Annotated in this window: 14 protein-coding genes; 8 read left to right on the forward strand and 6 right to left on the reverse strand. The window is 45.2% G+C overall.

What is annotated here, in order from left to right; all coding sequences use genetic code 11:
* Positions 1 to 17: 17 nt before the first annotated feature.
* Entirely contained in the window at positions 18 to 5858 is a 5841-nt protein-coding gene (locus ACE38W_RS03320; RefSeq protein WP_375828812.1) for an alpha-2-macroglobulin family protein, read from the reverse strand.
* Between the two features lie 236 nt (positions 5859 to 6094).
* Between ACE38W_RS03320 and ACE38W_RS03325 the strand changes: the two genes are divergently transcribed.
* Complete coding sequence (locus ACE38W_RS03325) at positions 6095 to 6979, forward strand: NAD(P)-dependent oxidoreductase (protein ID WP_375828813.1); 885 nt, start codon at positions 6095 to 6097, stop codon at positions 6977 to 6979.
* 18 nt (positions 6980 to 6997) lie between these two features.
* Here the strand turns inward: ACE38W_RS03325 and ACE38W_RS03330 are convergent, their stop codons facing one another.
* Entirely contained in the window at positions 6998 to 7384 is a 387-nt protein-coding gene (locus ACE38W_RS03330; RefSeq protein ID WP_375828814.1) for a winged helix-turn-helix transcriptional regulator, read from the reverse strand.
* 58 nt (positions 7385 to 7442) lie between these two features.
* Here ACE38W_RS03330 and ACE38W_RS03335 point away from each other — a divergent pair, with 58 nt between their 5' ends.
* The gene (locus ACE38W_RS03335) at positions 7443 to 7829 is read left to right on the forward strand and encodes a DoxX family protein (RefSeq protein WP_375828815.1); all 387 of its coding nucleotides are present in this window, start codon (positions 7443 to 7445) and stop codon (positions 7827 to 7829) included.
* Here the strand turns inward: ACE38W_RS03335 and ACE38W_RS03340 are convergent, their stop codons facing one another.
* Positions 7830 to 8705, reverse strand: a complete 876-nt coding sequence (locus ACE38W_RS03340) for a helix-turn-helix domain-containing protein (RefSeq protein ID WP_375828816.1) — start codon at positions 8703 to 8705, stop codon at positions 7830 to 7832.
* An 83-nt stretch (positions 8706 to 8788) separates the two neighbouring features.
* Here ACE38W_RS03340 and ACE38W_RS03345 point away from each other — a divergent pair, with 83 nt between their 5' ends.
* The 5 genes from ACE38W_RS03345 (at position 8789) to ACE38W_RS03365 (ending at position 16643) form a co-directional block, all read left to right on the forward strand.
* Positions 8789 to 10183, forward strand: coding sequence for an MFS transporter (locus ACE38W_RS03345; RefSeq protein ID WP_375828817.1), 1395 nt, complete (start codon positions 8789 to 8791; stop codon positions 10181 to 10183).
* A gap of 1 nt (position 10184) precedes the next feature.
* Positions 10185 to 10565 carry a hypothetical protein gene (locus ACE38W_RS03350; RefSeq protein ID WP_375828818.1) on the forward strand — a complete coding sequence of 127 codons (381 nt, stop codon included), beginning with the start codon at positions 10185 to 10187 and terminating at the stop codon, positions 10563 to 10565.
* Between the two features lie 209 nt (positions 10566 to 10774).
* Complete coding sequence (locus ACE38W_RS03355; protein WP_375828819.1) at positions 10775 to 11656, forward strand: ROK family protein; 882 nt, start codon at positions 10775 to 10777, stop codon at positions 11654 to 11656.
* Positions 11657 to 11983: 327 nt separating this feature from the next.
* Positions 11984 to 13255 carry a Gfo/Idh/MocA family oxidoreductase gene (locus tag ACE38W_RS03360; RefSeq protein ID WP_375828820.1) on the forward strand — a complete coding sequence of 424 codons (1272 nt, stop codon included), beginning with the start codon at positions 11984 to 11986 and terminating at the stop codon, positions 13253 to 13255.
* A 19-nt stretch (positions 13256 to 13274) separates the two neighbouring features.
* Positions 13275 to 16643: a family 16 glycoside hydrolase gene (locus ACE38W_RS03365; RefSeq protein WP_375828821.1), complete on the forward strand. Its 3369-nt coding sequence runs from the start codon at positions 13275 to 13277 to the stop codon at positions 16641 to 16643.
* Positions 16644 to 16863: 220 nt separating this feature from the next.
* Here the strand turns inward: ACE38W_RS03365 and ACE38W_RS03370 are convergent, their stop codons facing one another.
* Both ACE38W_RS03370 and ACE38W_RS03375 read right to left on the reverse strand, forming a co-directional pair.
* Complete coding sequence (locus ACE38W_RS03370) at positions 16864 to 17664, reverse strand: zinc-dependent peptidase (RefSeq protein WP_375828822.1); 801 nt, start codon at positions 17662 to 17664, stop codon at positions 16864 to 16866.
* Between the two features lie 165 nt (positions 17665 to 17829).
* The gene (locus tag ACE38W_RS03375) at positions 17830 to 19449 is read right to left on the reverse strand and encodes a M28 family metallopeptidase (RefSeq protein WP_375828823.1); all 1620 of its coding nucleotides are present in this window, start codon (positions 19447 to 19449) and stop codon (positions 17830 to 17832) included.
* A gap of 78 nt (positions 19450 to 19527) precedes the next feature.
* Here ACE38W_RS03375 and rpiA point away from each other — a divergent pair, with 78 nt between their 5' ends.
* A complete protein-coding gene (gene rpiA, locus ACE38W_RS03380; protein ID WP_375828824.1) occupies positions 19528 to 20208 on the forward strand; it encodes a ribose-5-phosphate isomerase RpiA in 681 nt (226 codons plus the stop codon).
* On the opposite strand, the gene ACE38W_RS03385 is transcribed toward rpiA, so the two are convergent.
* The gene (locus ACE38W_RS03385; protein ID WP_375828825.1) at positions 20205 to 21488 is read right to left on the reverse strand and encodes an MFS transporter; all 1284 of its coding nucleotides are present in this window, start codon (positions 21486 to 21488) and stop codon (positions 20205 to 20207) included. The two genes, rpiA and ACE38W_RS03385, sit on opposite strands and share 4 nt — an antisense overlap.
* Positions 21489 to 21669: the final 181 nt, after the last annotated feature.

The following is a 21669-nucleotide window of genomic DNA, read 5'->3' on the forward strand; positions in this document are numbered from 1 at the left end:
AACGCGGGCAAATAACATCAGGGCTCCTTGATAGCAACCTTTTTCATGCCCTCCCTGCCATACATTACCGGGGCATACATCTCTTCCGCCCTGGCAGGGTTTAAGGTAAATGTGCCACTATAGCGTGGTAGTAGCTTAATTGTGAATTCGTGCTGTCCTTTACGTAATCGGCGGCAATAGATATTCACCTTTTCGTATAGGTATTCCCGATAGGACTCATTTCCTGACCAATAATACTCCTGCGGCTTCTCGGCAAAGGAGCACCCTGCCGGGATAGGAATTTCCAATAGCACATATTCACCATCATTTACTGCTTCAACGCTTACTTTCAAGGCAACCTCCTTGCCGGCTGTGAGCTGCGTGAGCGTATTATTATCCTGCACAAAGGAGCTGCTGACACGGAAAGCGCCGTCTTTTTTCGTTGGGTTGGAATTAAAATGCGTTTGAGTAGCAGAGAAATAAATACTTCGACTACCACTCTTTTGAATTTGCAGGTCGGCCGCGGGATAACGTTGTGCGTAAGGGAATTTTGTCACCGCCACCTGATTGATCTGCAAGCCTGGCGCCGCACTTTCTTTTTCTGCTATAACATCATCCCCGATTGTTTCGAGGATGTTAGCTGATTCCCAGGTGTTTAACCAGCCGTTGGGACCTCTGTTTTCCAGTATCCATGCCCTGGTACTGCGCAACAATTCCTCGTGGCCTCCTTCTTTTTTGAGCATGCGGTAGATGGCAAGGGTATTGCTCATCCTACTACCATAAATACCAGGGTCGTTATCGGCCCAGAAGGTATTACCATAATTGGTATGCTGCACGGTGCGGAGGAAATATTCAGTGCTAACGTTGATGCCTGCACGCTGTTTTAGCTCTAGCAACTGTAACCTTTCAGTGGCGCTGATTTTAGCGATGCTGATCGTATCCAGGAAGGTGGCAGCTTTAAAAGTCGGGTCTATAGTCATCAAAGCATCGAGGAGGTAAAGTTTATTGGCACTGGCATAATTGCTCAGCTCCGGCGCCACAAATCGGGTGATGGCATCAGGATTGACTTGAGATGCAAAGCCTTGAAGACCGGCCATATGGAGTGCCTTCATCACATGTGCGGTGATCCAAAATTCGGTTTCATTATTTTTCCACCAGCCCCATAAACCTTCCTCGTTGCGATTTTGCTCCAGGCGACGCACCAGTTTGGTAATTTGTACATCGCCGGTGAAGGTGCTGTCCAACAGCCCATACCACTTTTTCTGCAAGAGCAAAGCAATCAATTTTGAGGCTGCTTGTTCGTTACAAAGATGTTTATAGTTATTTAATCTTTCTATTTCAGTTAACAACACCGGCATCGCCGAACTACTGGCAAAAACCTGCACCGGCGTGGTATCTATAGGATGCACCATGAAACTGGTATCTTTCCGCAAAGCGAGAAACATGCCTATCGTCTCTATGGTACCTGCTTCCTGTACAGGAATAGTTCTGTACTCGCCATCCTCAAGATGATTATTGTTGATCTGAAATGTGACGCGCATGCTATCAGTACTGACTGGAGTGGCAGTAGTGGTTTCTATGCTGGTATTGACCAGCGACACAGCTCCGTGCCGGCGTTCCAGTCCATCAATAGTTAAAAGACGTTGCAGGGTAATGCTATCCTGGTTGTAATTTGTAATTTTTGTCAGTACGTTCAAGGTATCGCCACGTAGCAGGAAATGAGGCAAGGCAATTGATGCCGCAATAGTTCTGAAAGCATTGGTGGTAATAGATGCGCTGCCTGTTTGTTTATGGTTGGTAATTGCCAGTGCATATGTATTCCAGCTGGTAAGGTCGTCAGGAAAGGTCACATTAAAGGTGGCTTTACCTTCTTCGTTGGTGCGTAACCGTGGTTGCCAGAAAGCGTCGTCGCGGAAATGCTGGCGTATCCTGCTTCCTGGAGATACCGGCTCTTCTGCTACTCCACTTTTAGCAATCACCGGGTTCTTTCCGTTGGTGTTGATAATGATTACGCCGTTTGCTGCGCGGCTCCCATACAGCGCACTCGCTTGTTCTCCTTCCAGAATATTTATAGTAGCGATGGCATCTTTATCCAAATTTTCTACACTGCCATCATAGGGTACGCCGTCAATAATCAATAAAGGTTTGTTGGCGCTTGTCAGGGAAGCTACTCCGCGAATTCTCACCGTATCTGAATATGCGCCCGGCTGACCTCTGTAATTTGCAATGGTGCCGATATTCTGGATATTGACAGCACTCACCGAGCCAGCCAGATTGCCTTTTAATGTAGTCCCATAGCCTACCACTACAACATCATTCAGTCTTGTTACACTTTCATTCAACACCACATTATAGACAGTGCCCGCACTGATCAGAAATGTTCTGATCTCAAAACCCACCATGGCAAAAACTAGTTCTCCATTGGCTGGAACTCTTAACGTAAATTCTCCATTGGCTTTTGTTACGGTGGCATTCCGGGTTCCCTTTATCTGAATGGTCACACCAGGAATCGGCATTCGAGAGTTATCCCTTACCACACCAGTAACAACTCCAGTGAGGTTTACATCAGGGATCAAGGGCAGACTAAGATCAACAGTAGCAGGTGCAGATTTGGTTACAGTCGCGGGTTCTGGAACCTTCACCAGTTTTTGCTGGATAAATGTCCAACCATTGTTATCATCCAGTATGGAGTTTTTAAGTCTTACACGTAAGCGACTCACCGTATCATTGTCTGGTTGAATAATAGCATTGTTAAAGCTATATACCGTGAGCTGGTGATCTTTCACCAATAAAGAGTCATGAACAAGGTATCCATTTCCTTGCATCAGCAACATTAGTTTATAGTAGCCTGCTTTGAGCCGAGTAAACCTATCAGCTGCATTTCCTTGAAGGACGATAAAAGTAGAGTCGTCATAAGAATATAAAAACTGTTGTCTGATTTTTATACTTGTCTCAAAAGGATGCTTAAGCAGTAGGGTATTCGTTCCTGGATGGTCATCATGATTGGTTGTAATCGACAATGTTTCTATAAATGCGTTATGTAGCGAATCCAGCGTGAGCCTGTCTGGTATAAAGCTATTCAGCTTCGGCTGATCCCATGCATATTCCAATATTTTGGAGAAATATTTATTGCTGATATCAGTTTCTTTCTGCTTTATCAATCCTTCTCTGATATCAAATATATAATTCCCTTCTGGCTCAAAATCCTGTATCAGACTACCTTGTACTACATAGGTACTTTGCGTATGGTTAAAAGGTCCTATCAGTAAAGGATCGGTAGATGTATTAAATGAAAGTGGGTAGATATTCTCATTTGCAGTGATATATTTCAACCGTTTGTCAGCATCTGTCTTTAACAAGAATGTATTTCTGTCGATCAAATATTTTTCGCTGATCGTGAAAATAGAATCCTGACGTATAGTATAATAGCGCTTTCTGGATTTATCTATATTCAGGCAGACATACGTTTTTTTATGCGCTGGTGTGTAAATAAAATCTGATATAACGTCTCTGTTATAGGTGCGGATGCGCAGTTTATGATAGCCTTCATTTACCCGGAAGCTAAAATTACTATTTTCTGTTCCGCTGATATATACCAGTTGATTGTCTATCCAAATCAGGTGGGGCATCAGTACCACACCGTTTTTGACAACAAAGGGTGCCAGTTGGGTAATGCCATTGATGTCGGGTTCAAAATTATACAAGATGCTATCCGGGTGGAAGAAGCGGTAATAAGCCATGGTGTCCAGTCCTAGTACTGATTTCCATTTGCTCCAGTTGAGCACTTGTGTGCTGCTGGCAGGATCGGTTTCGTTCGTTTTGTAAAACAGTCTGCCATTCAGTGATTTGCGATTGTAGTAGGGGAATTCCGGCATGCTGGGCATGCTGTTGCGAAGTTTACTGGTATAAGCATAGGAAGTAACGTCCGCATCTTTTACGGGCTTATGGTCTGCATCAGTAACGTTGACGGTTATACGCGCATTTCCACCAGGTTGAATGACCGTAGGTGCGTCTATGTTAACATTCAGGTTATGACTGTGATGCAGGAAGTAGAAAGATTTATCCTTTGGCTCACCATGAACAATGTATTGGAGCATCAGCTTGTACACCGTTTTACGCTTGGTTTTGCTGGCTCTCGCATAGTCAGTTCCATATCCTCGTTCTATGATCTTCCTGCCAGCAGCCAACTGGTACCATACAGGAATTTTATCTGGGTTACTAAGACTTATCACCAGGGAATCATGGAAGATGCCGCCACTAGCGCTGATGTTATTGCCTGTCTGTTTTATACGATGAGCTGTATAAACGCTATCAGTGGAAGCTGCATATATTTTGGCAAAAGAAGAGATAGGAATTTTGCAGGGGTAATGCATATCGGAGACAACAATCGAATCGTTGATCTTATTCCTTAGGTGGAGTTTGCCGTCGATTGGTATTGGCTTTCCAGCCACTTCATAATAAATTGCCAGGGAATCATTTGCCTCCTTAAATCTGAACATGCCTGGATCTGTATTCCTTTCAATAATCAGTGATCGTTCTAGCTGGCTGAAACTACTTGTTTGCAGGATACATTTTAGATTGAAATTTACATTTGCATTTGGAAAAATACTATCGGGCAATGTTAGTACCGTTTCTCCTATAGACTCAAGCGGGATTGTTGACTCCCATAATTTGCCAGGAATATAGGTGATGCCAGGCGCATAATTACTTGAGGAATTAGTAGTAGCAATTATTTTCACATGAGCATCTAATACAGGCAACTCATTTCTGTCGGTGGCTTTCAGGTAGATTTTAATTGGCTGCCCACGGTAATATTGCAAGGAAGTTTCATTGGCGCGGATAGTAAATTGCTCTTCTGTCAGTTCATATGCTTCATAGTCAAAGACCTGGTGAGATATAGCACGCGACTTATTCTTTGGTGAAGGTTTATAAAAACCGATTTGAACTGATTGGTCCAATCTAAGCCGGAGGCTATCAGAAAGCACAAAACTATAATCATAACCACCAGGCCTGTAAGGCTGTATGGTGGCGATAGAAGTGTCTATATCGCTATGGTATTGAGATAGTCGTAGCTGTAGTGGCTCATTTAATGGCTGGCCATTTCCTTTAGTGATAAAGGATTTGAGTTTTACGGTATCACCAGGTTTGTATTTAGGCTTGCTGATGACCATAAACTGTGCATAGCCATGTTTGTGCTGCTTGAATTTATCTGTGAACTTTTTGAATACAGGAGAAGGGTTAAACATCCTCCCAAACCTGTTCCACCAAAATTCCCATCGGGAGTCGAAATAGTTATGATGGTAGCCATAGTTATTTACGGCTGAGATATGTTGGAAATTAGCCACATCCTTATACCTTACCTGTAATACGCCTGGTTGTTTCGATTTTGGAAGAAGAAAACATTTGTTGTTTTTGTCAAAGGGAATGTAGCGATCGTTTAAATAAACCAGCGCATTCGATACAGGATTACCATTGTTATCGCTGACAACTACCAGTAAATCTTTATAATTATTCAGTAATGTAATATGTGCCGAAGGAACAGCCAGATAGCTATAGATTTGGCTTTGGTTAATTGTTTTGACTACGATATAATGCCCAGGGGAGAGCTTTGCCGTTATATTTTCTTTTTCATCAAATATTTGTGGAGATCCATTAAAAATATAATCCTCTACGAGAAAACCCTCCTGGCGAATAGCTGGGCTGGTGTATTCCAGCTCGTCCGGGTACACGATAGTAGTCTTAAAGATCGCCAGTGCTTCTTTATTTGTAAGGCGGTATACTGCTTGAATATGTCCGCTGCTGGCGGCTTTTGAAAGTGGTTGCTGAGCGGTGAGTATACCAACGTAACAGCACAGTAATAGGGCAAGTATCCATTTCATAATATAGAGGCATAAGGTCTGATTCAAATTTAATCTACGCTCTGGATATTATCAATGATGCTACAGGAATATAGTTGAGCTATAGGGTGTTGGAAAAGAATTTTACAGAAATAACTTACCAAGTTGCCTACTACCTCAAGCGGATATATTTCCGCTGAGAGTTGTGATAGGTATCTGGATTTTTTACCCTAACTTACCTAGTAAAGTAAACCTCTATATTTTAGAAATAACAGTATATGAAGAAAATAGGATTTATTGGAATCGGTAATTTGGGCTTGCCTATTGCGACTAACTTACTGAAGGCAGGACATCAGTTGAGGGTTTATAATCGTACCCGTGAGAAGGCGTTGCCGTTGGCGGAGCTGGGAGCAGAGATTGTTGATAGTCCACTTGCTGCGTTAGAAAAAGGCGGCGTGGTATTTACGCTTGTATCTGATGATGCTGCGCTGAAAGAAATTGCGAATGATGCATTTGTGGCGGCGTTGGGGCCTGGTGGTGTACATGCGTCGTTGAGTACTATTTCCCCGGAAACGGCGAATGAGTTGGCTGATCATCACAAGCATCATGGCGTTACCTATATAGGCGCGCCGGTATTTGCCCGGCCTGAAGCTGCGGCTGCGAAAGTAGGCAATGCCGTTATATCTGGTCATCCGTCTGGCAAAGAGCGCATCCGGCATTTACTGAATGATGGCTTTGCGAAAAATATTTTTGATCTGGGAGAAAAGGCTGGCAGTGCCAATGTCTTGAAGCTGATTGGCAACTTTATGATTGCCGCTTCAATGGAGCTAATGGCAGAATCTTTTGTGCTGGCGGAAAAGAATGAGCTGGACGTTAAAGTAGTTTATGAAATGCTGACTACCACACTGTTTTCAGGGCCTATTTTCCGCAACTATGGCGCAATGATCCTCAACAGGGAGTTTTCCGGAGATGCTGCGTTTAAGGCATCTTTAGGTTTGAAAGACATAGACCTGGTACTGGAGGTGGCGCGTGCTTCCTATACGCCGATGCCGATGGCTAACCTGGTGCATCAGCGTCTGCTGACGGTGCTCAGTAAAGGCCGCCGCGATGACGACTGGGTGGCACTCGCTACCGGCGCCATCAATGATGCCGGTTTGAAATAATAGCAAAAATTATTATATTTATACATGCTGAAGTGCCGGGTCCTGTGTATGACGTACCTCTTCTGGCATATGGGCAATTCCCCAGTCAGACATGATCTCCAGGATCGGCTCCATAGAAGCTCCCAGCGCAGTAATTTCGTATTCTACTCTTGGCGGCACTTCAGGATATACCGCGCGTTGGATCAGTCCATCTGTTTCCATTTCGCGCAACTGTAAAACCAAAACACGTTCGGAAATGCCGTTGATAGACTTTCTCAGTTCTGTATAACGCATTTTCCCGGCAAGCAGTCGCCATAAGATAACAGGTTTCCATCTTCCGCCGATAAGCGATAAAGTATAAACTGTTCCACAATCGCCCCGTAGTTGCCTGGCATTGATTGAATTAGTGGAGTTTTCTTTTTTCATGGATTCTTCTTTGACATAAAGATAATACGAATGCACTATCACATAAACAGACAGCACTATGAAAATTGTTCTTTTACTCGGGCGTATACTATTTGCCCTGATTTTCGTTTTCTCAGGTTTTAATCATGCATTAGGCGCCGGTATCGATTATGCAGCATCTGCCGGTGTTCCTGCAGCGAGCTTAATGGTGCGCGTAGCTGGCGTACTGGCACTGGTGGGTGGCCTTAGCGTTTTACTGGGTTTTAAAGCCAGAACAGGCGCTGTTTTGCTGGTCATCTTCCTCGTACCCGTTACCTTTTACATGCACAAATTCTGGGGCATTACTGACCCTGCTGCGGCACAGATGCAAATGGCCATGTTCATGAAAAATGTTTCATTGACAGGCGCGTGTCTCATGATCGCCTATTTCGGGTCCGGACCTGCCAGCATCGATAAACAGGTGTGATCAGCTCATGGCTGATTTTTCACTGAACTTTTTTCTGTAGGCGCCGGGCGTCATACCCCGGTGCTTCCTGAAATATTTTGTCAGATAGCTTTCATCATTGAAGCATAACTCTACCGCAATTTCCTTCAACCGCATATTGCTATACGATAATCTCGTTTCAATCAATTTCAGGCGGTATTCCTGTATATATTCCTGCAAGCTGCGTCCAGTATGCTTTTTAAAATATTCGCCCAGGTAGTTGGGAGAGATATTCATTTTTTCGGCCATGATCTCCTGCTTTAATGCATCACTATCATGAATATGCTGCTGTATATAGGTGATCAGTCGCATCGCGGCCGGTTGGCCGCTGCCATCGCCGGATACAGGCCCCTCGCTGCTGATTAGGTTCCTGGCAATCAGGTTGATTAAGATAGATAATGATTGACGTATGATCAACGTATGTCCATAGTTCTTCTCCTGATATTCCCGTATAATACCATTCAACAAAACATGCGCTGTTTTCTCATCTTCACGGTCACGGAAAATACATCCCGCTTTTGCATGATAATGATGCAGTATGTAGCTGATCTTACGCAGATTGTCGCAGGTTTCTATACGTTCGTTCTCAAACCTTACCTGATTAATAAACGCAGGACTGAAGCGGAAAAAAGCAATGGTTGTTTCACATTCCGGTACAAAGGAATATGGAACGCCCTGTTGCAACATGAACAGTTTACGTGGACTATACCGATATTGGTATTGTTCGTCGGTATGTTGTCCTTTTCCTGTTAATACAAAAGCCATTTCAAAGTAGTAATCAGACCGAAACCTGTAGGGTTTCGATTTGACATGCACGATTTGCACTTCTGCCTGATCGATGATTTTTGTAAAAGTCATTTCCAAAGATACAATACAAACCTCTGAAAATACCATTTTTTTTGTACTTACTGTTGTTGCTTTGCAGTTCAAAAGTAGCGTATATGATAGTTGCAGCACAGGAGTATAATAGCCGGAGATGGTTGATATTAGCCATTTTGGCTGTAGGTGCGTTTTTATCGCCATTAGATTTTTTCATCGTGAATGTGGCATTGCCAGATATTAAAACTGCTTTTCATGCAAGCGATACAGCTTTGCAGCTGGTAGTTGCCGGCTATGGACTTACCTATGCTGTATTGGTTGTCACGGGAGGGCGATTAGGGGATATCTTCGGGCGTAAGCGTGTATTCATGACCGGTATGATCGTCTTTACACTGGCCTCCGGCGCCTGTGCAGCGGCGCCACAGATTAACTGGCTGATTGCTGCCAGGATTGTACAGGGCATAGGTGCCGCCATGCTGGCACCACAGGTGATGGCTACTATCCGGGTGATATTTCCTGCACAGGAGCAGCCCAAAGCCATGGGGATATTTGGCGCTGTTTTCGGACTGGCTGCCATAGCCGGGCAACTACTCGGCGGCCTGCTGATTAATGCAAGGCTATTTGGAAATACCTGGGAAAGCGTATTCCTTGTAAATCTGCCAGCAGGGATGGTTTGCTTCCTCCTGGCATATGTTTTTATGGAAGAAACCAGCGCGGCAAAACGCCCCAGGCTGGACATTGGCGGGATGCTCCTGGCCACATTGACCTTACTGTTATTTATTTATCCGCTGGTAAAAGGGAGAGAGCTGCATTGGCCGGTTTGGATTTTCGTTTGTTTATTGTTGTCGTTGATAAGCGGCTATCTATTATGGCTATACGAAGAAAGATTGTTGCAACGGGAACAATCGCCACTGCTCTACATTCCACTTTTAAAGGACCCAATCTTTCTTAAAGGTGCTGGTGTGATATTTTTATACAATCATACAGCTGCTTTTTTCCTCATCTTCCCATATTACCTGCAGAATGGATTAGGGCAGGATGCCTTTACAGCCGGAATGGCGGTGATGCCCTATGCTATTGGTTTTTTTCTCGCTCCGCTGTTGAGTCCGCGCAGCGGATTGGCAACGCAGCAGCTGATACAGGGTGGACTTTTATTGCTGGTAGGTGGTTTTACTTGCTGCGCGATGGCAATGCAGCTACAATCCGCGCCAGAATTGCTGTTGCAGGTAGGGTTGTTATTGGCTGGCACCGGCCATGGTACGGTAATGCCGGCCATGCTGCGACAGATCATGGGAGATGTTGAGGTGCAGCTGGCTGGTCAGGCGGGAGGCATTATCAGTACTGCGATCCAGGTTGGTGGCGTGACAGGGACAGCACTCATCGGCACTTTATTCTTTTCCTTGCTACCACGTTTTTCGTATAGTCGTTCGGTTGAGATCACATTTATTACATTAGCTGCACTACTGTTTGTCGGCTTCCTGCTGGCAAGAAGTTATAGCAGCGCAAAAAAACCATGAAATGAATTATGAAGCAAAGGCCATAGAGATGGTCATGGATTTTAGCGTAACCATAGAAAAATGGTTTTGCGGAGATGAATCGCTAACGGTGGAACAGCTGCTGCAGTACTTTAGCACTGATTTTGAGATGATTGGTGCTGCTGGAAAAACGATGAACTTTACACAGCTGGCAGATTGGTTGCCGGGCGTAAAAGGAGCGAAGCCGGGCATACAAATCAGTATGAAGCAGCAGGCAGTGATGAGTACCTTTTACTATACACTGGTTTATTATGAAGAAGTACAGCAACAAGAGGAAGTCATAAATACACGCAGGTCTTCTGCCCTGTTCCGATTGGAAGACGGAGCCCTGAAATGGTGGCGGCTGACGGAAGAATGGGTGTAAGTATTTTGCGGCGTTTCTGTCTTGTTGCGCCATAGCAGTGGCGCAACAAGACAAACGCATATAATTAAAATCTGTGTTCAACCAAATCTGGAGGATGTCTGTTTGCAGTTATAGAAAGGGAGCAGCGAGAGTTGTTTTTAAAAAGAAAAATATATTATATTTGTCCTCATCGCTAAATCGTTTTAGCGTTTAACAGCATTTATTAATATATGAAAAATTCCATGGCGGTTGGAGTGGATGTAGGCGGGTCGCATATTACAGCGGCATTGGTGGATCTGCAAGGCAGATCAATTATTGAGCAAAGCTGGCGCAGAGAGCGTGTAAATTCTAAGGGCAGCATAGCAGAAATTATCGATGCCTGGGCTGCGGTAATATTGGATGTCGCTGCTGGTCTACAACATAAACCTGTAATAATTGGTATAGGAATGCCTGGTCCTTTTAATTATGAAGAAGGGATCAGTCTGATGCAGAACCAGGATAAATATGATGCCTTATATGGCCTCAATGTCAGAGAGCTGCTGGCTGCTAAGCTGCACACCGACCCTCAGCAAATCCGCTTTATCAATGATGCTGGATGTTTCCTTCAGGGAGAAGCCTTCAGCGGTGCTGCCAGAGGCTTTAAAAGCGCTATAGGCCTTACCCTCGGAACAGGTTTAGGCTCCGCTACATTCGATGGTCATATCGCTAAAGACGCCAACCGCTGGTGTTCTCCGTTTAAAGATAGTATAGCAGAAGATTATATTTCTTCCCGCTGGTTTATCAGCAAATATGCTGCTGTAAGCGGCAGTACCGTAAAAGATGTAAAAGCCCTCACAGAGCTGATAGATACAGATCCACGGATCCTTGATATATTCAAAGAATTTGGTACCAACCTGGGCAACTTCCTGGCGCCATTCATTCAGGAAGAAAATCCTGAGGTGGTGATCATGGGAGGCAACATCGCCAACGCTGCTGCATTGTTTTTGCCGGCAGTTACCGCAACATTGGAACAACATAATATCCATATTCCGCTGCGTACCGCCATGCTGGGCGAATCGGCTGCTGTAATCGGTGCCGCCAGTGTATGGTTTGATGAAACAGTTGACGTATAAATTATCTGACAATAGCCAATAAAATATTGTCCGCCTTTAGGATAATTATTAGCCTTACTAATGCACAACGCCTTGCCTTTTGGCAGGGCGTTGCTGTTTTCGCCATTCATCACATTTTTAGGCAATATACTTGCAATTACAAATCAGCCCCAGTATCTTACCTACTCATTTCCGTATAGTCTGCACATATTACTGCCCCCGCAACAGGGGCTGGCTTTGTATTGTATAACAGTGAACTGATGATGCCAATATAGGATTTTATCAACCAATCTGTATCGGCATCGCCTACACGAAAACCTAAAGTATATCTATTCTAATAATTACACTATGGCAAATCAAAACAGTAATTCAAGGCGCTCATTCATCCGGAATTCCCTGGGTGCTATTGCTGCTTTTACTATCGTGCCCCGACACGTACTAGGTCGTGGATACCTTGCTCCCAGTGATCAGCTCACCAAAGCAGTGATCGGTACCGGAAATATGGGACGTGGACATTTCGGCTACGCAGGAACCCGCGTAGTAGCCATTTGTGACGTGGATCGCAGTCATATTCAGCTGGCCATGGACCAACTGAAAGATAAATCTGTAAAAACGTTTACGGATTACCGTGAGGTAATACAACTTCCAGAGGTAGATATCGTGCATATCGCCACGCCGCCGCACTGGCACGGTATTATTGCTGCTGATGCCGCACGCGCCGGTAAAGACATCTGGTGCGAAAAACCTATGACAGCGACCATTGGAGAAGGTAAACGCCTTGTGGAAGCCGTGCAGCAACATGGCCGCATCTTCCGCCTCAATACCTGGTTCCGCTTTGAAGATAATTTCTATGGCATGGGAACCACCGTAAAACCTATTAAAAAACTCGTGGAAAGTGGGCTCCTCGGATGGCCACTGAAAGTAACCATCAGCAAACATACCGGCTTTGACTGGAAATTCTATTGGGTAGGTAAAACCAATCTCCCTGAAATGCCAGTACCCAAAGAACTGGACTACGACATGTGGCTGGGCCCCGCGCCATACAAGCCTTACAGCGCACATCGTGTACATCAGACCTTCCGCGGATACTGGGACTACGACGGCGGGGGCTTAGGCGATATGGGGCAGCATTACATCGATCCGGTACAGTACTTCCTCGGAAAAGACAATACCAGCCCCGTTAAAGTAGAAGTAGATGCGCCACAACAACACCCCGATGCAGTAGGGACCTGGCGCCGTATTACCTATACCTACGCGGATGGTTGCCAGATCATCCTGGATGGTGAAGGTAAAGATGAAAAGGCCGCCTATATAGAAGGGCCTAACGGCAAACTCTATCCAGGCTTCAAATCCAACATTCCTGACCTGGAAAAGAAATTGGCATCATTCCCTGACCCGGCGCCTCAGCAAACTGATTTTGCAGAAGCAGTGAGACTACGCCGCAAATTTGCACTCAACGAAGAAAACGGACATCGCTCTGCTACACTGGTAAACATGGGTAAGATCGCATTGCGATTAAATCGCTCCCTGGAATTTGATCCGGTAAAGCAGGAGTTTATCAACGATGCTGGCGCCAATGCCTTGATTTATCAGCCTATGCGCGGCCCATGGACTATCTGATCTCACTAAAATCTATCTCATGAAAAAAATTACGCTCGCTATATGCCTGCTGATCAGCTGCTGTACTGCCTTTGCACAACCAGCTCCAGATCAGCGTGCATTTCATACTAAAGTAGCTGATATACTCGCCCTATTCCCGGCTGCTAATACACAAGTCCTCAATTCCAACATGGAAACCATCGCCGGCCTTGGCGAAGAAGGCCTCGTACAAATGGCTGCCATGCTTGCTGACCCGGGAAAAGGCGACAATACAAAAATGGAATATGCCCTCGCCGGTTACGCTTTTTATGTGACACAACCTGGTAAAGAAATGCTGAAATCCTCAGCCAGCAATGCTTTTATGAAAGCCCTTACCAATGCGTCTAATCCTGAAACAAAAGCATTCCTGATCCGTCAGCTGCAAATCACTGGTAATGCAAGTGCTGTCACCGCGCTTATTCCTTACCTGAAAGATGCCCGCCTCTGTGATCCTGCTGCCAGGGCATTAGTGAAAATCGCTGCGCCTGAAGGGGTGAAAGCCATTGCTGACGCGCTTCCTGCCGCTGATGCCACAGCTAAAATTACGCTCACAGAAGCCTTAGGAGATGCTAAGTACACCGCTGCTGTACCCGCACTGCTGGCACAGTTAAACAGTGCCGAACCGAAACTGGCTAAAGTAACTAACTACGCACTCGCTGAAATTGCCATGCCAGCCGCTGCTACAGCACTGAAAGCTGCTGCTGCCAAAGCGGATTTTCGCTATGACGTAACCAATGCTACAGCATCTTACCTCACCTTTATCAGCCATCTGTCTGACAAGAAACTCGCAGATCAGCTGGCACAGGGCCTCCTGGCCGCTACTAAAACGCCAGCGCGTGAAAATGCTTATGTCGCAGCCCTCGACCTGTACGCTGAAAATAATGCTGGTAAAGGTATTAGTGCCTACATTGCTGCTGCCACAGATACTCGTCCACGTGTTAAAAATGCAGGCTGGAAACTGCTTGCTGCCAACGCAACCGCAGCGTCGAAAGCTCAACAAGTGCAGGTGATGACCTTATTACGTACTACCGACAAGGTTACCAAGGCCGCTGCACTCCGCCTCATGGCCGACAATAAAGTAGACTGGGCTTTACCACTGGAAACAGACCTTATAAAAGATAAAGATCCACTGGTAAGAGCTGCTGCTATTGATGCTGCCGGCCGCACTGGTGGGGCTGCCGCACTACCTCAACTCCTCACGGCCCTTAATACCAATGATACTATCACGACAAAGGCTGTACGTAATACACTGCTTATCATGCCTGGTAACCAGGTTGTAACCGCGGCAGCAGCAGACTATGGCAACATGACTGCTGAAGGAAAAACAGCTATCATCACTTTGCTGGCTGCCAGAAAAGCTACGGATAATACTGCACTGGTACTGGATGCTACCAAAGGTCCGGAACCTATGCGCACAGCAGCTTTTGAAGCACTGCCTGCCGTGAGTACCAGCAATGATTTATCTGCATTAAATAGTCTCTTGTTAAATGCAGGTAAAGAGAAAGAAATTGCGGCAACCCAACAAGCTATTATAAATACCGCTGTACCTGCCGCTCAGCTGCAACAGCTCATGTCGCAGGCGCCAAAGACTAAACAAGCGACCTACTTTAACATACTGGCCGGGCTCGGAGATAAAAACTCCCTGCAAACCATCCTCACTGGTTTTAATAACGGTGATGCACAAACGAAGATGGAGGCAATTGGCGCGCTGGCTTCCTGGACAAATACAGATGCTGCGCCTGTATTATTGGAGATCGCCAGAACCCTTGCTAATAAAGACTTCCAGGACCGTGCACTCCTGGGCTATATCAGCATCACAGCAAAGAATAAGTTGCCGGCAGACCAGAAAGCACTCATGCTCCGGAATGCGCTGGAATTGACCAGCACCACTGCAGTACAACAAAAAGCACTGAAAGCTTTATCAGCTTGCAAAACCTACAGCGCTTTACTGCTGGCTGGTAAGTATCTCGACAATGCTGCTGTAAAAGCGGAAGCGGCTGAAACAGTAATGAACATCGCACTCGCAGATAAATCTTACAATGGTAATACCGTGAAAGGTTTGCTGGAAAAGGCTTCTGCTAATCTCAGCAGCGGTGATGCAGATTATCAACGTCAGTCTATCCGTAAATATATTGGGGAAATGCCTGCCGGCGATGGTTTTGTGCCAATGTTCAATGGTACTGATCTTAGCGGCTGGAAAGGATTGGTAGAGAATCCGGTTGCTAGAGCGAAAATGACCGATAAAGCCCTGAATGCAGCCCAGAATAAAGCGAATGAAACTATGCGCAAAGGCTGGACCGTGAAAGATGGTCTGCTGGTATTCACCGGTGAAGGTGATAATCTTTGCACGGAGAAAAAATATGGTGATTTTGAAATGCTGGTAGATTGGAAAATCACTGCTAAAGGCGATGCAGGTATTTATCTCCGTGGTTCGCCTCAGGTGCAGATCTGGGATACCTCCCGCCTTGACGTGGGCGCACAGGTAGGCAGCGGGGGATTGTACAATAATCAGGTTAACCAAAGCAAACCCTTGGCACTGGCAGATAACGCTATCGGCGAATGGAACCATTTCCGTATCATCATGAAAGGAGATAGAGTGACCGTATACCTCAACGGACAACTGGTAACGGATAACACTATCCTTGAAAACTACTGGGACCGCGGCTTGCCGATCTTCCCGGAAGAACAGATAGAGCTGCAGGCGCATGGAACTTATGTTGCCTACCGCGATCTCTACATCAAAGAATTACCGCGTCCAGTTCCTTTCACATTAAATGAGGATGAACAAAAAGCAGGTTATAAAATATTATTCGACGGTACTAATATGCATGCCTGGACAGGTAATACCAAGGATTATATTATGGAAGATGGTAACCTTGTTATCCGTCCTTCAGGAGATGGCGGCCACGGTAACCTATATACGAAGGATGAGTACAAAGATTTCTCTTTCCGTTTTGAGTTTCAGCTAACGCCTGGCGCTAACAATGGTTTGGGTGTTCATGCACCATTAACCGGCGATGCAGCTTATGTAGGAATGGAATTGCAAATACTGGACAATGAAGCCGATATTTACAAAAGTCTGCATGAATACCAGTACCATGGCTCTGTATATGGTGTCATTCCTGCAAAGCGCGGATTCCTGAAACCGGTAGGAGAGTGGAATTATGAAGAAGCTATTGTTCAAGGTACGCACGTTAAGGTCATTCTAAATGGAGAGGTAATCATGGATGGAGACATCGCGGATGCCCGTGATCATGGTACTTTGGACCACAAAAATCATCCTGGACTGAAAAATGAAACAGGGCATATCGGATTTTTGGGACATGGTAGTGTAGTGAAGTTTAAGAATATTCGTGTGAAAACATTGTAAGCCGCTGACGGCGTTTCTCGCAAAGCATGCGAAGATGGGCCCTCGCCCTAAGTTCCGCCTTCGGCGGGCTCGCAAAGCAGGATAAGTAACATAAGCAGCAAAGAGCTGTATATTATTTATAAAAGGAATGGGAAACCAATTATTGGTTTCCCATTCCTTTTATAAATTCAAACAACATAGCATAATCCATTGCTGCTTATGCTCCTTTGCGAGAAAAAAATCAAAATGCTGTTTCAGGATGCTGGTGATTAGCCGCTGGGTCCTGCTGAAAGATCTTACAAAGCATTTTATATAAGTCAGGATGCTTCTCCGCCAACAAATCCGGGCGTTCGAAGAAATATTCAGAGATCACAGCGAAGAATTCTCCTTCATTGGTAGCGCCATAAGGATTGATGTCCGTGTGCCCTGCCAACATTTGTTGGATGGTCTGATGCACGAGTTTCATCCAGGGGATACTATAGCTGTGTTCAATGAGGTTACGCGGTAATCCATCAACAAAGCCGTCAGCTTTGTCGAGCAGGTGCACGAATTCGTGAATGGCAGTATTGCTCTTATCACTGGTATTGGCAAAGCCTTCGCGGAGTGCATTCTTAGATAAAGCCATCTGTCCATTTAATGGCCCGCTACCAACCATGCCTAGAATATTCCTGCGGTTACCTTCGAATTGATAGCTTTCATCAAAAGTATCCGGATAGAGTATCACATTGGTAAGATTGAAATACTCCCAGTCTTTAAATCCGAAGATGGGAATGATAGCGCTGGCAGCCACAAGGACGCGGTCCAGCGGTTCTACACTGGTATGCACGCCTTCAATAGTGGTGCGTTTCAGGAACTTGGTTACTTTATCTTCAAAGCGCACTTTATCCCCTTCGTCTAACTGTTGATAATAGCGTACATTGTCCTGCAGCAGTGATTTGTAGCTGTCAGGTATTGCTGCGTGTAAGGTTTTTCTTCGTGAGAAGATATTGTATATATAGCCGATCAGTATCAGCCCCATCATAATTAATCCAAACAAAACCATCTTATTCCTATTTTATTCAATCGTTTAAAACTTGTCTTTACTAAGTAGAGTATATCAATCCAACAGCCATTGTTGGATGGCCGTTTCAAAAAATCTTCCCTACAAGAATCGCTTAATACCTCTTTCGATGGATGGCATATAGTGCTATATATTGTAGTTGAATTTTTATCTTTTAATGAACTTAAACTCAGAATTTGCTTTCCATTTAGGGAAAGTCGTTTCATTGCTGAGGGTCAGTCCTACATCAAACAGCAGCCTGATGTCCTGTACCATGCCATCGAGTTTCCAGGTGACAGGATCGAACTCGTCTTTCGGTGAGTGATAACGTTCACGGTTATACGTGGCAATTTGTTCTTTTGCCCAGCCAGCGTCTTTTCCTACGGCTTCGGTGCCTGGTCCGATATAGAGGCCTGGCACGCCTTTTTTCGCGAAGTTGAAGTGGTCGGAGCGGAAGAACCAACCACCTTCGGGATGGTCTTCAGGTGTGATAACCCTACCTTGCTTAGCGGCGGCGCGTTGCGCGTATTCATCCAGTTCGGATTGACCCATACCGATGACGGTGATATTTTTTGTTTTACCGAAGTAGTTGAGTACATCGAGATTGATATCCGCAACGGTTTTATTCATTGGAAATACGGGATGACTGGCATAATATTCAGAGCCGAGCAGTCCTTGCTCTTCTCCGGTAACGGCCAGGAAGAGGACAGACCTCTCTGGACCAGGCTTTACCTGTGAAAAGGCTGTTGCCAGTTCCAGCAGGCCGGCAGTGCCACTGGCATTGTCTACTGCTCCGTTATAGATAGAATCACCTTTTACAGTTTCTCCAATACCGAAATGATCCCAATGGGCCGAATATACCACACATTCCTGCGGTCGTTTTGAGCCTGGAAGAATAGCCAGCACATTGTGAGACGTAGATTTTTTAATAGTATTATTGATAACCAGCGATGTTTTCAGGTGGAGATCCACAGGCTTAAATCCTTTCTTTTTTGCCTGGCTCATGATATCAGGGGAGAGGCCTGAGAGTGCAAACATTTTTTTTGCAGATTCCTGTGATATCCATCCTTCCATAATGGTGCGCGACATATTATTATCCGCGGTTTGCAGGTGCAGTTTAGAATTGGACCATCCACTACGTACTACTTTCCAAGGATAGCTGGCGGCAGCTGTTTCGTGGATGATGATCACACCAGCAGCACCTTGCCTGGAGGCCTCTTCAAACTTATACGTCCAACGGCCGTAGTAAGTCATGATATGTCCTTTAAAAAGTGTGCTGTCCGCAAACCCTGGATCATTGATTAATACGACTACTGTTTTTCCTTTTACGTCAAGGCCAGCATAATCGTTCCAATGATATTCAGGTGCTACAATACCATAACCTACAAATACCAGGTCTGAATTTTGCAGCTTTACCTGGTCTTGTACCCGGCGGGTGGCGGCTACATAGTCGTCCAGGTATTGAAGGGAGATGCTATCATTTTTTCCTTTTATAACGAGATTACCTACGGGTTTTGAGAAGATGTTTACCATTGGTACATCCTGGAAATAGCTGTTGCCATTACCGGGTTTAAGGCCCAACGCTTTGAATTGCGCCGCAATATATTGTATAGCGCTGTCTTCACCACGGGTAAAGGGTTTGCGGCCTTCGAAGGCATCAGAAGCAAGTTTGCTGATATGCTTAGTAAAGCCTTCTTCGTTGATAAGGGCGGCAGCAGGATTTTCCTGTGCAAATACAGGAAGTTGGCCAAGGCTGGCTGCCAGTAATAAGAGTCCAAGTTTTCTCAAAGCAAAAAATATTTATAGTAAAAATTAGTGGAGTTCGGTTAGATTTCCAAATTCGTATGAACCCTTATCTTTGTTATTATGCAGATAAAGATCGCTAAAAAAGCTGCGGCAGAAGAGGCCGCCAAGTTGGTAAGAACAGGTATGACCGTAGGTCTGGGTACCGGCAGTACCGCTTATTATGCCATTATACGTTTAGGCGAGATGGTTAGAAACGAAGGACTGATCATCAATGCGGTAGCCACTTCTGAAGAGTCGGATAAACTGGCCCGTGAGCAGGGTATCCCGATGGTACCTTTCAGCGAGGTACAGCAAATCGATATCGATATTGATGGCGCCGACGAGGCGGATGCATCGCTGCGACTCATCAAAGGTGGGGGTGGCGCTTTGCTTCGTGAAAAAATTATCGCGGCAGCATCTGACCAGATGATCGTTATCGCTGATGATGCCAAGCTGGTAAATACACTGGGTAAGTTCCCACTGCCAGTAGAAATTATCCCCTTTGCGCATGAACTGACCATGCATAAACTGAGAGAGCTGGGCGGAGCGCCGGTTATCAGGCATAAACAGGATAAAGTCTTCATAACAGATAACGGCAATTTTATTGCTGATTGTTATTTCGAAGAAATCCAGGACCCGGAAACCTTAAACATACACTTGAACAGTATTCCGGGTGTTGTGGAAAATGGTTTGTTTATTGGCCTGGCTACTACACTTATCATAGGAAACGATAAGGGAGAAGTACGCATCATTCATCGCTAATCCTTGTCCAGCAAGGAATGCTTTTTGGTATCCCTTGCTGTAATATATACCAGCAGGGAGATGAATATGCAGATGGTCACATACCAATAATAGCCAGATTCATGTCCCTGTTGTTTAAAGAATAGCGCTATCGGTTCAGCGGTGCCGCCAAATAAGGCCACCGTGAGTGCATATGGAAATCCTACGCCCAATGCCCTGATCTCCGCAGGGAATAGTTCTGCTTTTACCACCGCATTAATAGCGGTATATCCACTAACAATTACCAGTGCTGCCAGTATGAGCCAGAAGGCTGTCCAGGAGGAATCAGCCTTGCTGATAGCTGTCAGGATGGGAACGGTCAATAATGTGCCTAGCACGCCGAAACTTATCAGGATAGGCTTTCTGCCTATCTTATCTGAAAGCCAGCCTATCAATGGTTGCAAGCAGGCATAAATAAGCATTAGGAAAAAAGTGAGTGTGGTGGCGCTTTCTATACTCATCTTCACCGTATTTACGAGAAATTTCTGCATATACGTGGTATAAGTATAGAATGCCAGCGTACCACCCATAGTAAGGCCTACAACGGTAAGTACGGCTTTTGGATGCTCCTGGAAAAGTACTTTCAGACTTCCTTTTTCCTTTTTATTTGTCTTTTCCTGCTCGAAAGCAGCAGATTCTTTCATGTTTCTCCGAAGATATAATACTGAAAAGGCCAGCAGCGCGCCTATCCAGAAGGGTATGCGCCATCCCCAGCTATGTAGCTGTTCTGGTGTGAGAAACATTTTTTGTAATATTAATTGTACCCCCAATGCCAGCAATTGGCCACCAATCAGGGTTACATATTGAAAGCTGGAGTAAAATCCTCTGAAATCCGGCGTGGCTACCTCACTCAGGTAGGTGGCAGAAGTGCCGTATTCGCCGCCTACGCTCAAGCCCTGTAAAAGCCTTGCCAGCGTAAGCAATACGGGTGCTGCTACGCCAATGGCTTCATAAGAAGGTGTGATGGCAATTAATACGGAACCCAGCGACATTAGCATGACAGAGAGTGTCATGGCCGTTTTCCGGCCCTGCTTATCGGCAATACGGCCAAACATCCAGCCGCCTATAGGGCGCATCAGGAAGCCCACCGCAAAGATGGCCGCCGTATTTAATAATTGGGCTGTATAGTTGCCTTTAGGAAAAAAAACGGGTGCAAAGTATAAGGAAAAAGTTGAATAGATATACCAGTCATACCATTCCACCATATTGCCCGCAGAACCAGTGAGGATGGCTTTAATGCGCCATGAATCAGGATGCTTCATATATACTACGAAAATATATCTTATACCCGAGAAATCAGTAGTTATTTGATACAGAAGAAACTAAGTGAAAAAAATTAGGATAGTATGATATTTCCTCCTATCTTCGTACGGCTTCTTAAGAATATTGTATATCAATTCTGTTAGTAATCTTCACTTACCTTCAGCTTTTCTTACTTTTTCT

This window comes from Chitinophaga sp. Hz27 (genome assembly GCF_042263525.1).
In the GTDB taxonomy this organism is placed as follows: Bacteria; Bacteroidota; Bacteroidia; order Chitinophagales; family Chitinophagaceae; genus Chitinophaga.

Excerpts from the sequence above, each read along its gene's own strand:
- ACE38W_RS03320 (WP_375828812.1), bottom strand. The coding sequence starts at position 5,858 with ATGAAATGGATACTTGCCCTATTACTGTGCTGTTACGTTGGTATACTC.
- ACE38W_RS03325 (WP_375828813.1), top strand. The coding sequence starts at position 6,095 with ATGAAGAAAATAGGATTTATTGGAATCGGTAATTTGGGCTTGCCTATT.
- ACE38W_RS03330 (WP_375828814.1), bottom strand. The coding sequence starts at position 7,384 with ATGAAAAAAGAAAACTCCACTAATTCAATCAATGCCAGGCAACTACGG.
- ACE38W_RS03335 (WP_375828815.1), top strand. The coding sequence starts at position 7,443 with ATGAAAATTGTTCTTTTACTCGGGCGTATACTATTTGCCCTGATTTTC.
- ACE38W_RS03340 (WP_375828816.1), bottom strand. The coding sequence starts at position 8,705 with ATGACTTTTACAAAAATCATCGATCAGGCAGAAGTGCAAATCGTGCAT.
- ACE38W_RS03345 (WP_375828817.1), top strand. The coding sequence starts at position 8,789 with ATGATAGTTGCAGCACAGGAGTATAATAGCCGGAGATGGTTGATATTA.
- ACE38W_RS03350 (WP_375828818.1), top strand. The coding sequence starts at position 10,185 with ATGAATTATGAAGCAAAGGCCATAGAGATGGTCATGGATTTTAGCGTA.
- ACE38W_RS03355 (WP_375828819.1), top strand. The coding sequence starts at position 10,775 with ATGAAAAATTCCATGGCGGTTGGAGTGGATGTAGGCGGGTCGCATATT.
- ACE38W_RS03360 (WP_375828820.1), top strand. The coding sequence starts at position 11,984 with ATGGCAAATCAAAACAGTAATTCAAGGCGCTCATTCATCCGGAATTCC.
- ACE38W_RS03365 (WP_375828821.1), top strand. The coding sequence starts at position 13,275 with ATGAAAAAAATTACGCTCGCTATATGCCTGCTGATCAGCTGCTGTACT.
- ACE38W_RS03370 (WP_375828822.1), bottom strand. The coding sequence starts at position 17,664 with ATGGTTTTGTTTGGATTAATTATGATGGGGCTGATACTGATCGGCTAT.
- rpiA (WP_375828824.1), top strand. The coding sequence starts at position 19,528 with ATGCAGATAAAGATCGCTAAAAAAGCTGCGGCAGAAGAGGCCGCCAAG.
- ACE38W_RS03385 (WP_375828825.1), bottom strand. The coding sequence starts at position 21,488 with ATGAAGCATCCTGATTCATGGCGCATTAAAGCCATCCTCACTGGTTCT.